Origin of the sequence: Pararobbsia alpina, assembly GCF_965118125.1 — a bacterium.
Lineage (GTDB): Bacteria > Pseudomonadota > Gammaproteobacteria > Burkholderiales > Burkholderiaceae > Pararobbsia > Pararobbsia alpina_A.
Genome location: NZ_OZ221287.1, coordinates 3159008 through 3171729 on the forward strand (window position 1 = coordinate 3159008; position 12722 = coordinate 3171729).

The window sequence follows — 12722 nt, forward strand, 5'->3', positions numbered from 1 at the left end:
ATCCGAACATCCCTAAGCATGCTGAGGACCTTGTGAGCCCTCTTCGGCGGCATCAGGCCAATGCGGTCGCAAGGACACGACACGCGCAGCACATGCACACTGCGCCTGTCATGGCCCAACGCACGAGCGCCCGCGAGCCGCGTCGATTCAGACCGCTGCCGAAGCGACCTTGCCGACCAGGCGTGCGACCGACTCCACGAGGCGATCGATATCGGCAGCCTCGATGTTGCCCATCGTCGAGATGCGGAAGATCTCCGACGACAGCCCGCCCTGCCCCGCATAGATCACAAAGCCCTGCGCCTTGAGGCCATCGTGAAGCTGCGCATAAGTGAGATTAGCGGGCAATCGATACGAGCGCAGTACGACCGAGCTGTGCCCCGCGGACAGGGCCGGTGCGATCCCGATTGCAGCGAGACCCTTGGCTGCCTGATCCGCCAGCGCGCGATAGTGCGCATGGCGGGCTTCCCAGCCACCCTGGTCTTCGAGCTCACGCAGCCCTTCGACGAGTGCGTAGTAGGCATGCACCGACGGCGTGAAGGGCGTGTTGCGCTGCGCCTGAAGCTTGGCCAGGCGCGCGAGATCGAGGTAATACGTGCGGCTCGTCGCGCGTTCGATTGCGCCATGACGCGCGATCACGAATGCCGCGCCGGGAACACCATGCAGGCACTTGTTGGCCGTCGCCGCGACGGCGGCGAGGCCGGCATGCGCGAAGTGAATCGCTTCGGCGCCAAAGCTGCTGACCGCGTCGACCAGCAGGCCGACACCGCGCTCGACGCATGCATCGGCAAGCTTGCCCAGGTCGTTCAGACGGCCCGTGGTCGTTTCGTGGTGAATGATCGCGACGTGCGTGAAGCGCTGCTGCGCGCTATCGAGACGGCCGACGATCGCATGGAAGTCGGGCGCGCTCATCCAGTCGTGGCGCACCACTTCGTAATCGATCCGGTACTGCCTGGCGATCTGCGCAATGCGCTCGCCGTAGACACCGTTCTCGACCACGAGCAGCCGGCCGTTTTCCGGCACGAGCGAGGCGATCATGCTTTCGACGGCCGCCGTGCCCGAACCCGTCATCAGGACAGCCGCCCACTCCTGCTCGTCGAGGCCATAGACATCAAGCAGGCGTGCACGTGCTTCGTCCTGCAGATCGAAGAACTCCTCTTCGCGGTGGCACAGGTCCTGTTGCAGCAGGCTCTTGCGCACACGCTCGGACAACGTCACCGGACCGGGATTCAATAACAGCATCAAGGCGCTCCAGACTAGGAAGCCACAGGCGCGTGGGCCTGCGACGTTGCATCGTGTTGGCCGCCGATGTGACGGCCAAGGCGGGCCTGCACTTCGACGGGCGTGACCTTCGGGCGCGGCAGGCCATCAGGCGAACCCGGGCGCGTATGCACGCAGCCGAAGCGCACACCGTCGACGGCATTCGCATCGAACAGCTGGTCGACGAGCGACAGATCGTCGCCTTCGATCGCCAGCGCATAACCGCAGGCCGAGGCGACGGCCGCGAACGATACGTTCGGCGAAACCGTCGACTGCCCGCCGGTCGAGTCGTGCGCGGCATTGTCGAGCAGCAGGTGCACGAGATTGGACGGACCGTACGCGCCAAGCGTCGCCATCGCACCCATGCGCATGAGCGCCGCACCGTCGCCGTCGAGCGCGACCACGCGCAAGTCCGGGCGCGCGAGCGCGAGGCCAAGCGCAATGGTCGTCACGCAGCCCATCGATCCGACGAGGTACAGCTGGTTGGCCCGGTCGTCGAGCGCATAAAGCTCGCGTCCGCAGAAACCGGTCGATGCGAGCACAACCGTCTTCTCGACGGGCGTGTGTTCGATCACGCGCGCGAGCACTTCCGTTCGCGACGGCAGCGCTTGCGGCGCCACACCCTTGAACGTCGGGCGCGCCGGTGTGTGCGCGGGACGCGTACGATTCCCCTCGGACTTCAGGGCATACGGCGCGACACTGCCCTTCTGCATCACGAGCGCATAGGGCCGGCCCGTCGCATCCATATGCGCGATCGCCCGATCGAGCGCCGGACCGATCTGATCAGCTTCGGTCGGGAAGGTCTCCCATGGAATTTCCATGGTTTCGAGCATCTGCGGCGTGATCGGACCCATCAGCTGGTGCTGCGGCTCATCGGGCACGCCCGGCTGGCCGCGCCACGTCACGATCAGCAACTGCGGCAGCTGGAACGTCCAGGTGAGCGACGTCAGCGGACTCACGGCATTGCCGAGCCCCGAGTTCTGCATCATCGTGACGCCACGCTTGCCGGCCAGCGTCACGCCCGCAATCAATGCCACCGCGTCGCCTTCATTGGCCGCGGAGTAGTAATGCAGCTTCGGATCCTGCAGCACGTAGTTGATAAACGGCGTCAGGTACGAACACGGCACACCCGCATACCAGTCGAAGCCCCGCTCGCGCGCGGCATCGACAAACTGGTGGGCTTCAATCATTGGCCTGCCCCGCAGCCGGAGCCGAGAACGGCGTCTGCGCATGCGCGAAGTCGCCCGCACGGCGGAAGTCTTCGAGGTCGTTGACGTTGCGCCAGTGGCCGTGCACGTAGACGACCTCGACCTGTTCGCCCGACGCGACCAGCGCATTGAGCAACGCCGGCATGTCGAGCTTGTCGAAGTCCTTGCGTGTGCGCAGCTTCGCGACCATCGCCTGCAGGCGTTCGAGGCCCTTGCCGCGCACGCTGAGCAGGCCCACCCACTGACCGTCGACACGCTGCGGTTCCATCGGGTTGACGGCCGGCGCGACGCGCTGCAGCGTCACGCGCTGACCGAACAGGTCGCGCGTGTCGGCGCCCGAGCAGAACGCGAGATCGCGTGTCGTGCTGCTCGTCTGCGCGAGGCCTTCGCCTTCGGGCGTCGTCGCCGACGAATCGACCACGACGCAGAAGTCCGCATCCGAATCGAGCAGGTCGCGCAGGATATAGCTGCGGAACATCAGGTCGCCGTACGAGATGACCGTGTCGTCGCGCAGCTTGTCGATCGCGCAGGCGAGCGATGCGAGTTCGCCGGTTTCGGCATGGCGCTCGTTGATTGCGACCTTGATGCCCGCGGTGTCGATGGCATCCGCGCGATAGCCGCCGACGACCGTGATGTCGTTGACGCCCTGCTTCTTGAAGCCGTCGACCATCCAGCGCAGCAGCGGCTTGCCGGCAACCGGCAACATGACCTTCGGCTTGTCTTCCGTCAGCGCTTCGAGGCCCGCGCCGCGGCTTGCCGCGAGCACGACGGCCGAACGCGGCGCCTGCGACGACGTCAGGTAAAGGCGTTCTGCCTCCGTGTATTCGTCAGCGTCCTGGAGGCGGAAAATCTCGTCGACCGTCGCAACGCGGTCTTCGATATTGACGAGCGTTTCGCTCTCGAAGATTTCCTTGGCCACGGACTGCATCGCCGAAGCTGCGCCACGGACCAGGTGATTCGCCCAGATCACGGTGCTGATGCCTGCCTTGCGGAACACGTCGGTCGGCGTGCTGTAGTACTTCGTCGGCACGATCACGATCGGTGAACGGCCAGCCCATTCACGCGCGAACGTCAGGATTTCGTCGGGACGCGAAAGCTTGCTGTGCATCAGGATCGCGTCGGCGCCGGCCAGCCGGTACGCTTCGGCGCGCTTGAGCGCCTCTTCCATGCCCCAGCCTGCGATCAGCGCCTCGACGCGCGCCACGATCGAGAAGTCGTCGTCGAGCTGCGAATCCTTGCCGGCCTTGATCTTGCCGCAGAACTCGTCGATCTCGGCGAGCGGCTGGCGCTCGCCGCCGATGAAGCTGTTCGTCTTCGGGAACACCTTGTCTTCGATACACACGCCGGCGATGCCGCGCTGTTCGAGCTTGCGCACGAGGCGGCGCATGTTGTTGAAGTTGCCGTAGCCCGTGTCGCCGTCGAGCAGGATCGGCAGATCGCTCGCATCCGCCATGAACTCGAGGTTGTCGACGACCTGCGTCCAGCTTGCCTCGTTGTTGTCGCGCACGCCGAATTGTGCCGAGATCGTCAGACCGGAGCCCCAGATGCCCTTGAAACCCGCTTCCTTGACGATGCGGGCCGACAGGCCGTTGTGGGCTTCCATCAGGAATTCGAGCTGCGGGCTGACGAGCATGTCGCGCAGCCGGCGGGCGCGCGTGGCGGGAACAGGCTTGAAAGTATCGGGAGCGTTCATTGAGTCACCAGCGGAAGCGGTTCAAGTTGCGGAAGGACTTCGTCGGCAGCACGGACGACGTCGTTCGGGAAATCGATTTCAATCCACGGCGCGCCCGTGACGTCGGCAACGTCAAAGGCATGCGTGGGTGTCTGGAGCTGCTCGAGCAGCAGATCGCGGACGGCTTCCTCATGGGGAAGGTTGGCGCGACCGCTGTCGATATAGCCCGCGACGATGTCGGCAAAGCGCCGCGCAGCGGATTCGGTCAAACGGAAAAAGCCGACGGACTCGCCGATCGTGTCGAATGCCAGATTGGCGGCGACCTGCTTGCGCAATTCGACAGGCACGCCGTCGCGCACGCAAAGCTTGACGGGCTCGTCGCCTTCTTCAAAGGCGCGGTCGATCAGCAGGCGATTGGCGGATGCACCCGCGACGAGCGGCGCGAGCACGCGTTCGTCGTAGAGCACGTCGGCGTCCATCAGCAACACATCGCCGCCGGCGGTTAGCGCATCTGCAACCGTATGCACGGTGAGTACGCTGCCCAGCGTGTACTGCGAATTGATCGTGATGGCGGGACGCGGCGTCCAGTTCATCCGGTCGAGTTCGGCCTCGACTTGCTGGTACTCGAAGCCGAGACCCAGCACGATGTCTTCGACGCCCTGGGCGCGCAGCAGGCGCAGATGGCGCTCGAGCAGCGTCATGCCCTCGAAGCGAAGCAGGCACTTCGGGCTGAGCCGGTCTTCGGTCTGCAATAGACGTGAACCCAGACCCGCCGCGAGGATGATCGCGCGCATTGGTTTTCCCCTAATCGTATGTTGTGTGACGGCTATTCAGTCGTCTGCAGGCGCGCGGCGCTACGCCGCCAGCCGCGTTCCGAAAAATGCAGATAGATCAGCCCCGGCAGGCCGAGCAACAATTCGCGCGCCCGCTTGATCAGCGAGAGCGCAAGTGCCGCCTCGGGCGGCAAGCCCACGAGCGGCGCGAGCAGCAGGTAGCCGCCCTCCTGGACGCCAAGCGCGCCCGGAATCGCAAATGCCGCACCGCGAATCGCCTGACCCAGGCTTTCGAGCAGCAACGCGTCGCTCCAGTCGACCGGATGCCCGATCAAGTGCAGCGCAAACCACACTTCAAAGGTACCGACGACCCAGCCGACCACGCTCAGCACAAAGCTGGCGACCACTTTTGCGCGTTCGCGATACAGGGTATGCACGCGCGCATCGACGGCGTCGGCGCCGCTCAGCAAGGTCGACCAGTCACGCCCCGCGCCGAACTTCGCAACGCGGCGCGACAGCCACCCGAATAGCCCGCGACGCTGCGCGAGGTAGAAGCCATAGGTCATGGCTGCAAGCACGGCGATGACGGATGCCCCCGCGATCCACAGCACATCGGAGTCGCGCGAGACCGCGTGCGCGCCGAGCACGACGAGGCCCATCAGCGAGAAGAGCACCTGCGCGACGGTCTGCATGGTGGTGCTGACCGTGATGACCGAGGCAGCCTCGACCGTCGGCGCGCCAAGCTGCGAGAGCCGGCGCACCATCAGCACAGGGCCGCCGATCTGCCCGGCGGGCAGCAGGCTGTTGACCGACTCACCGGCCCAGCGCGCCAGAATCGCATTGGACAGCGTCTGCCCACGCGGAGCGAGCACGTGAATCGCGCCGGCATCGAGCACGAGCGGCACGAGGTGATACACGGCGACAGCCAGCATGCCGAACCCGGCCAGCGACAGCGCAGAGAGCAGCGGAGTAAAGCCCTGCCAGGCCAGCAACCCGATAAAGAGCGCCAGTCCGGCCGACAACGAAAACATGGCCGCGCGTGTCATGCCCGCCTTGTCCGCTTGCCCAGCATCTGCCGGAACACTTGCCGGAACCCGAAGTACGCGATGGCGTCCTTCATGTTCGACACGAAACGCTGGAACGGGCGCATATGCGGGTTCGTCACGTACTCGAACGTCAGCGACACGCGCTCCTCGTTCTCGCCCAGCGCCGTAATCCGGTGATGCAGCTTGTCGCCGTCGAAGAACACCAGGCCGCCCGGCGGAATCTGGACAGCATCCTCGACGATCGGCACGTTGTCTTCGCGCGTGTGCAGACGGTACTCGAGGAAGCACGACGATTCGTCAATCACGCCGAGCAGCAGCGTGTAGCGGCGCCCTTCGTAGTACGACGTATCGTAGTGCCAGCCAATGTGGTCGCCCGGCTTCGTGTAGAAATAGAGCGCGTACGCGTGCGGATCGTTTTCGGGCGACGGCTGCAGCGGTTCGCCGCACAACGTCTCGAGCCAGCGGATCAGCACAGGCGAGCGATACAGTTCGGCGATCGCGGGCGCGAGCTCGTCGATCGTATGCCGGCTCACGCTGCCACCCTGCTTGTGCCCGGGAATGTAGTTGCGATTGACCGAGCCGCGCACGGCGTTGACCCCGGCGATCAGCTTCGCCGTGACATCGGCGGGCAGAAACGTGTCGAGGTAAAGAAACGCGCCCTGCTCACGAAACGCCTGGGCCGGTACCGCTTGGGGCAACGCGACCAGGATGGGCGCTTGCGCGTCGCGCGGAGCAAGACGCAGGTCGTCGACTGCTGCGTTCATCGCGCCCCCTCGTACTCGCCCGGCTGCCGGGCAGGCGACGCGCGGCGCACCACGCGCACGTAGTCCCACACCACCCAGAGTGCGAACAGCGGCGCGCCGATCGACGCGGCCACGAGGAAACCTTGCGTGCCGTTGAACAGCGTGACGAGCGGCATCAGATACAGGACGTCTTCCGTTTCGAAGCCGCCGATCGATGCCTGCTTCGTGCCGGCTTTGCCTTCACGCTCCTCGATCTGCATGCGCAGAAAGAAAATCAGTGCGACGGCAATGCCCGCGATCCAGCCCAGGCCCTGCGCGGGAATCACGATGCCCGCCAGCGCGAACGATCCGTGCGTCGCACCGATACCAACGCCGATGCCGACGAAGAGTGCCACGGTGACAAACGCATCACAGGCGAGATCGTAAAAATGACCGAAGCGACTCGTCTTGCCGCTGATGCGCGCGAGCTCTCCGTCCGTATGGTCGACAAAATTCGACAGCACGAGCAGCACGGCGCCGAGATTCGCAAAGCGATAGCCGCCCGCGCCGAATGCGATCGCGCACAGCGTGCCGATCAGCAAACGCAATGTGGTCAGGTGGTTCGGCGTGATGCGGGTATGTCGGAGGGGTGTCACGAGCCACCGCGCGAGGCGCGCATCCCAGGGCCTGGCAGGGGCCGATGCAGCGATGGCGGCGGTGGACAATGGGTCCGGTAGGTTTTTCATCCCGGGAATATATACCCTTGGAAAAAATCTTGCAGCCCGCATGGTGCCAGAAGGCAACTTGTAGGGCACCTACTTTTAATACCCATTGCACTCGCAACGTATTGGATTTACACGCGATTCCCGTCAGGATGCCGAACCGAAAAATGGCGTATCGCGCGACTCGGAAATACCGTATTCCCGAATCCACAATGACTTGAAAGCCTCCCGATTTTCAATCATTCATCCCCTTATTGCTCGCTTTGAACCGATAAGGGCACTTTAAATACTTGTTAAAACTCATGGCGCATCGGCGCAATGATTTGGCGTTTTGCGTCGTTATGTTTTATTTTGAGGAATTAACTCAAACGCCATTCGACCGCCACGAATGCCTCGAATGCCTCGAACGAAGCACAGACGTGTTGGAGTTGCGACGTGCTGCGACGTCGCACTCCATCTCCCGCCGTCCTTTCAACCCTTGACGGCACCCGCCGACAAGCCGCCGGCGAGAAAGCGCTGGATATAGACGAAGCACAGCGCAACGGGCACGACGGCCAGCACCGAGGCCGCCATCAGCCCGCCCCAGTCGGTCACGTGTGAACCCTTGAAAATCATGATGCCCGGCGTCAGCGTGCGCCGCGCATCGTCATTGATCAGCACATAGCCGAACATGAACTCGTTCCAGGCCGCGACAAACGCAAACGCGCCCGTCGCCACAATGCCCGGCACCGACAAGGGCAGCAGCACGCGCCAGATAAAACCGATGCGCCCGCAGCCGTCGATCTCGGCGGCCTCCTCGATCTCGCCGGGCACGGCATCGAAGAAGCCTTTGAGCATGAACGTTGCGAGCGGGATCATGAACGTGCAGTACACGATGATCAGCGACGCGTAGGTGCTCAGCAAATCGAGCGTGCGCATCACGACATAGATCGGCACGAGCAACAGCACACCCGGAATCATTTGCGAAACCAGCAGCGCGGCGCCCACCGTACGCGATGCGGGCAGTCGCGGCCACCGGCTCAACGCATAGCTCGAGAACGTCGACACAACCAAAGTCAGCACCGTCGCAAACGCCGCCACGATCGCGCTGTTGCGAAAGTACGCGACAAACGGGCTGTCGACGAGCACGTGCCGGAAGTTCTCGAGCGTCGGATTGGCGATCAGAAAACTCGGTGCGACGCTGCGGATTTCTTCGACCGGCTTGAACGCCGTATCGAGCATCCACAAAAAAGGAAACAGGCAAAACACGGTGAGCACGGTCAGCGTCGCATAGGTGAGTGACGTGCCCGCGAGACGCTCGGTCTTTCCGACGATCATTGCACACCTCCCTGTACGCGCCGAGGCCGGCTGCGACGTACCGCGCCGTAGTAGTACACGAAGAACGCGCTAGCCATAAAGGCCATCGACATGGTCGCGAGCGCGCACGCGGCGCCGATGTCGTAGTCCTGCATTGCGTAGCGATAGATCATGATCGGCACGGTGATCGACGCGTTGAGCGGGCCGCCTTCGGTCATCACCCAGATGAAGTCGAAGTTGATCGCCGTCCAGATGATGTGGATGAAGATCAGCGTCAGCGACACGGTCTTCAGGTGTGGCAACGTGATTGAGACAAAGCGGCGCATCGCGCCTGCACCATCGATCGCCGCGGCTTCGTGCAACTCTTGCGGCACGGCCTGCAGCGCCGCGAGCAGGCTCAGCGTGTAGAACGGGAAGCTGCGCCAGATATTGACGAACGTCACCGTCAACAAGGCCGTGCTCATGTCGCCGAGCCAGAACCTCGCATGGTCGAGCAGGCCGACTTTGACGAGCCACAGATTGATGACGCCGTAGTCCGGCGTCAGCATCCAAGTCCAGTCGAGCCCGGCGACGACGATCGGAATCACCCACGGAATGATGATGGCGCCGCGAAACAGCGCCCTTCCCCGTATGGGTTGCGCGAGCGCGACGGCCGACACGATGCCGAGGAAGTACTCGCCGGCGACCGACAGCGCCGTCCAGACCGTCGTATTGCGCAACGCAGGCCAGAACGTATCGTCGTCGAGAATCGTGCGGAAGTTCTCGAGGCCCGCGAAGCCCGTTACCGATGGATTGGTCAGGCTCGCGAAATGGAGGCTGCGCCACACGACGCTGACCAGCGGAAACGCAATCAGCACCAGAAAGAACACGGCGGCCGGACTCACGAAGAGCCAGGCCGCCCGATGTATCCGTGCTGTGCGGCTCAGCGCACGGCGGCCGGACTTGCGCGTGCTGCGCGACGGTACGTCGACCTGAACATCCAGGGCAATGCGTCTCATGAAGTATCGTCCCTCAACAGAACTGACCACACCTGATCACACATCTCGATGCGCGGTCAGGCGACCGCGCATCGGTCCGGCACATCACTCCCTCAGCTTCCGCTGAGCTCACCCGACTGCCGCAACGCCTTGTTGACCGCCTTCGAGAGCCACATCGCCACCGACTGCGGATCTTCCTTCTTGAGCAACACACGACCGATCGACTCTTCCATCGCGCGCGTGATCGACCCGAGTGCAACCGGCGGGAAGCCCACACCGGTCGGCGCAAGCACCGTAAAGTCCTTGCCCCATTTCGTCTGGCTGACGACGTCCATGCGCGGCGAGCGCTCGCCATGCACTGCGCTCTGATACTCCTTGCTCAACATGAACGACGCGAACTCCCACGCCTCCTGCTGATGCTTGCCCTTGTAGACGAAGAACGGGTTGATCTCGAAGAACGTCGCCGGCTTCTGGCTGTACGGCGGTGCGACGATCTTGACGTCCTTCATCGTCTCCGGGTTTTGCTCGGCGCGGTTCTTCATCCACGACCCGTTGACCACCATGGCGTATTGCCCGAGCGAGAAGTTGGTGTCCTCTTCTTCATAGCCCCAGCTGCTGGCCTCGGGCGAGATGAGCTGCTTGTCGAGCATCGTCTTGTAGAACGCAAAGACCTGCGTCGCATTCGCGAGCTCCTTCGGATCGTCGCCCCAGGTGTTGCGGTATTTGCCGTCAGGCATCCGCTTGGCGAGTGTCGCGTTGCTCTGTGCGAGATACATCAACAGTTCCTGCGGTGCACGCACCCCGGTGCCCGCAATACCGAAGCCGTATTTTCCCGTCGCCTGCTTGATCTTCTGGCTATCGGCGACCAGTTCATCCCATGTCTTCGGCGGCGCGGATATGCCGGCCTTTTGCAGCATGTCTTCGTGATAAAGCAAGCCACGGATGCCAAGGTAATGCGGGAGCGCCATCAGCTTGCCGTCGATCGTCACCGCCGCGAGTGCATTGGGATAGATCTGCGCACGATCGGGCCACTTCGCCGCGTAGGGCGTGAGATCGACGAGTGCGTTCATGCGATTGAGTTCGCCGAGCCATTCGATAAGGCCCCAGCTCAGGTCCGGTGCATCGCCGCCGGCAATCGACGTGATGAGCTTGTCATGCAGCGCGCCAAAGGCGATGTTCTGGATATCGATCTTGATGTTCGGATGAGACTGTTCGAACGACGCGATCTGCTTGGTCGCCGCGATCGCATCGGCTTGCTGCGGATCCCATGCGACCCAGAATCGCAGCGTCACGGGATCCGCGAACGCCTGGGTCGCAAACAAGCCGGCGAGCAACGAGCCGACGAGCAGCCCGATCTTGAACAGTCTCATTGTGTTGTCTCCATGTTTTCTTATGGGCATGCGTGAAGCCACGTGCAAGGCCTGCGCGCCGCTTCGACGAAGGTCAGACTCACGGCGCCCGACTCACGACACCGGAGCATGGCGACTGCGCTATGCCACGACCTGCTGGTCCGGCGCGACACCGCCGCGACGCTTTTCGCGATCCGCGCGCATCTGTTCGACCGAGCGCACCGGCATGCTCGCCGCCCCCTGCCAGTCGCGTGTCGCAACCGTGCTCTTCGCCAGACGCGCCTTGGCTGCATCGATCGCATGCGCGTACTGCGGCAACCACTTCGCCTGCGCGACCAGCATTTCATCGGTCATCTGCCAGACCTCGTCGGGCGTGCAGATCGCACCGGTCAGCGGATCGTTGAGCATCGCGAGCTTGAGCATGTCGACATCGCCGTGGATCGCGGCCTTGACTGCCATGCGCTGCACATTGATCGATGCTTCGCAGATCGTCGCGCACGCATCGGGCAGCGTGATGCCGGCAACCATGTTCAGCCCGAAGCGATCGACAAAGCCGGTCGTTTCGACGATCGCATCCTGCGCGAGGTTTGTCACCAGGCCGCGATTCTTGACGTTGAAGTGGCCGCGATACACCTTGCCGGTTTCCAGCGCCTCGATGATGTGGCTCGCATGCTCATCACTACGCTTGGCAGGATCGAGTGGCGTGTCGGCCTCGGCGAGATAGCGTGGGAACTCCTCTTCGAACCAGTTGCGCCCTTCGGTGCACACGCGCAGATATCCGCCGGTTTCACCGTGAATCCATTCCGAGAGATCGATCCAGCGTTGCGTCTCTTCGGGCCGCTTCCGATACCACGGCAGGTATTCGGACAGGTGCCCGTTGCTTTCGGTCGAGTACACGCCGAATCGCTTGAGCACGTCGATGCGTACCTTCTCCTGTTTCGAATACACGGGGTGCCGTTCGAAGCCTTCGATCAGTTCGTCGCGCGTCACACGGCGGCCTTTGTATCGAACGTCGACGTACCAGGTCTGGTGATTGATGCCCGAGCAGATGTACTCGACGTCGTGAGGATCCTCGGCGCCGAGCACCTCGCCGATCTGCCGCCAGCCGTGCTGCACACCGTGACACAGCCCGATCGTGTCGACGCCGCCATGATCGATTGCAGCCCAGGTGTTCATCGCCATCGGGTTGGCGTAGTTAAGCAGACGTACGCCGGAGTCGGCCTCGGCGCGGATGTCCTCGCAGAAGTCGAGAATCGCGCGCACCGAGCGCTGTCCGTACATGATGCCGCCCGCGCAGATCGTGTCGCCGACGCACTGGTCGACACCGTATTTGAGCGGGATCCGGATGTCATCAGCAAACGCCTCGAGGCCACCCATGCGCACGCAGTTGATCGCATAACGCGCGCCTTCGAGCGCGCGCCGGCGATCCGTCGTGGCCGTGATGCGCGTCGGGAATCCGTTGACTTCGACGATGCGGTCGAGAATCTGCCGGATCATCGACAGATTGTGTTCATTGATATCGGTCAGCGCGATTTCGATGTCTTGCAACGCCGGTGCGCTGAGTAAATCCTTGACAAGTGTGCGGGTAAATCCGACGCTTCCCGCACCGATAATCGCGATCTTGAATGGAGCCGTCAAAATACTCTCCCTCTTGCTGGTGAGTCAGGCAGTGCTCCGACGCAGTGCTGCAGCGCCGGGCG

The 12722-nt window shown here is 63.2% G+C and carries 11 protein-coding genes; all 11 read right to left on the reverse strand.

Annotated features, from left to right (window positions below; all coding sequences use genetic code 11):
* Positions 1-147 precede the first annotated feature (147 nt).
* Positions 148-1239, reverse strand: a complete 1092-nt coding sequence (locus ACMFWR_RS13660) for a 2-aminoethylphosphonate aminotransferase (protein WP_413192181.1) — start codon at positions 1237-1239, stop codon at positions 148-150.
* 14 nt (positions 1240-1253) lie between these two features.
* Positions 1254-2447, reverse strand: a complete 1194-nt coding sequence (gene aepY, locus ACMFWR_RS13665; RefSeq protein ID WP_413192182.1) for a phosphonopyruvate decarboxylase — start codon at positions 2445-2447, stop codon at positions 1254-1256.
* Entirely contained in the window at positions 2440-4158 is a 1719-nt protein-coding gene (gene aepX, locus ACMFWR_RS13670) for a phosphoenolpyruvate mutase (RefSeq protein ID WP_413192183.1), read from the reverse strand. The genes aepY and aepX overlap by 8 nt, the downstream gene beginning before the upstream one ends.
* Positions 4155-4931, reverse strand: a complete 777-nt coding sequence (locus ACMFWR_RS13675) for an NTP transferase domain-containing protein (protein ID WP_413192184.1) — start codon at positions 4929-4931, stop codon at positions 4155-4157. The genes aepX and ACMFWR_RS13675 overlap by 4 nt, the downstream gene beginning before the upstream one ends.
* 32 nt (positions 4932-4963) lie before the next feature.
* Complete coding sequence (locus ACMFWR_RS13680) at positions 4964-5956, reverse strand: lysylphosphatidylglycerol synthase domain-containing protein (RefSeq protein ID WP_413192185.1); 993 nt, start codon at positions 5954-5956, stop codon at positions 4964-4966.
* Positions 5953-6720, reverse strand: a complete 768-nt coding sequence (locus ACMFWR_RS13685; RefSeq protein WP_413192186.1) for a 2OG-Fe(II) oxygenase — start codon at positions 6718-6720, stop codon at positions 5953-5955. Before ACMFWR_RS13685 ends, ACMFWR_RS13680 begins: the two co-directional genes overlap by 4 nt.
* A complete protein-coding gene (locus ACMFWR_RS13690; RefSeq protein ID WP_413192187.1) occupies positions 6717-7424 on the reverse strand; it encodes a CDP-alcohol phosphatidyltransferase family protein in 708 nt (235 codons plus the stop codon). Before ACMFWR_RS13690 ends, ACMFWR_RS13685 begins: the two co-directional genes overlap by 4 nt.
* A gap of 447 nt (positions 7425-7871) precedes the next feature.
* Entirely contained in the window at positions 7872-8717 is an 846-nt protein-coding gene (locus tag ACMFWR_RS13695; RefSeq protein ID WP_413192188.1) for a carbohydrate ABC transporter permease, read from the reverse strand.
* Positions 8714-9694 carry a carbohydrate ABC transporter permease gene (locus ACMFWR_RS13700; protein WP_413192189.1) on the reverse strand — a complete coding sequence of 327 codons (981 nt, stop codon included), beginning with the start codon at positions 9692-9694 and terminating at the stop codon, positions 8714-8716. Before ACMFWR_RS13700 ends, ACMFWR_RS13695 begins: the two co-directional genes overlap by 4 nt.
* 92 nt (positions 9695-9786) lie before the next feature.
* On the reverse strand, positions 9787-11043 hold the full coding sequence (locus ACMFWR_RS13705) for an ABC transporter substrate-binding protein (RefSeq protein ID WP_413192190.1): 1257 nt from the start codon (positions 11041-11043) through the stop codon (positions 9787-9789).
* 120 nt (positions 11044-11163) lie between these two features.
* Positions 11164-12660 (reverse strand): alpha-glucosidase/alpha-galactosidase, encoded by a 1497-nt coding sequence (locus tag ACMFWR_RS13710; RefSeq protein WP_413192191.1) that lies wholly within the window; start codon positions 12658-12660, stop codon positions 11164-11166.
* Positions 12661-12722: the final 62 nt, after the last annotated feature.

Excerpts from the sequence above, each read along its gene's own strand:
- ACMFWR_RS13680 (WP_413192185.1), bottom strand. The coding sequence starts at position 5,956 with ATGACACGCGCGGCCATGTTTTCGTTGTCGGCCGGACTGGCGCTCTTT.
- ACMFWR_RS13690 (WP_413192187.1), bottom strand. The coding sequence starts at position 7,424 with ATGAAAAACCTACCGGACCCATTGTCCACCGCCGCCATCGCTGCATCG.
- ACMFWR_RS13660 (WP_413192181.1), bottom strand. The coding sequence starts at position 1,239 with ATGCTGTTATTGAATCCCGGTCCGGTGACGTTGTCCGAGCGTGTGCGC.
- ACMFWR_RS13700 (WP_413192189.1), bottom strand. The coding sequence starts at position 9,694 with ATGAGACGCATTGCCCTGGATGTTCAGGTCGACGTACCGTCGCGCAGC.
- ACMFWR_RS13695 (WP_413192188.1), bottom strand. The coding sequence starts at position 8,717 with ATGATCGTCGGAAAGACCGAGCGTCTCGCGGGCACGTCACTCACCTAT.
- ACMFWR_RS13685 (WP_413192186.1), bottom strand. The coding sequence starts at position 6,720 with ATGAACGCAGCAGTCGACGACCTGCGTCTTGCTCCGCGCGACGCGCAA.
- aepY (WP_413192182.1), bottom strand. The coding sequence starts at position 2,447 with ATGATTGAAGCCCACCAGTTTGTCGATGCCGCGCGCGAGCGGGGCTTC.
- aepX (WP_413192183.1), bottom strand. The coding sequence starts at position 4,158 with ATGAACGCTCCCGATACTTTCAAGCCTGTTCCCGCCACGCGCGCCCGC.
- ACMFWR_RS13705 (WP_413192190.1), bottom strand. The coding sequence starts at position 11,043 with ATGAGACTGTTCAAGATCGGGCTGCTCGTCGGCTCGTTGCTCGCCGGC.
- ACMFWR_RS13675 (WP_413192184.1), bottom strand. The coding sequence starts at position 4,931 with ATGCGCGCGATCATCCTCGCGGCGGGTCTGGGTTCACGTCTATTGCAG.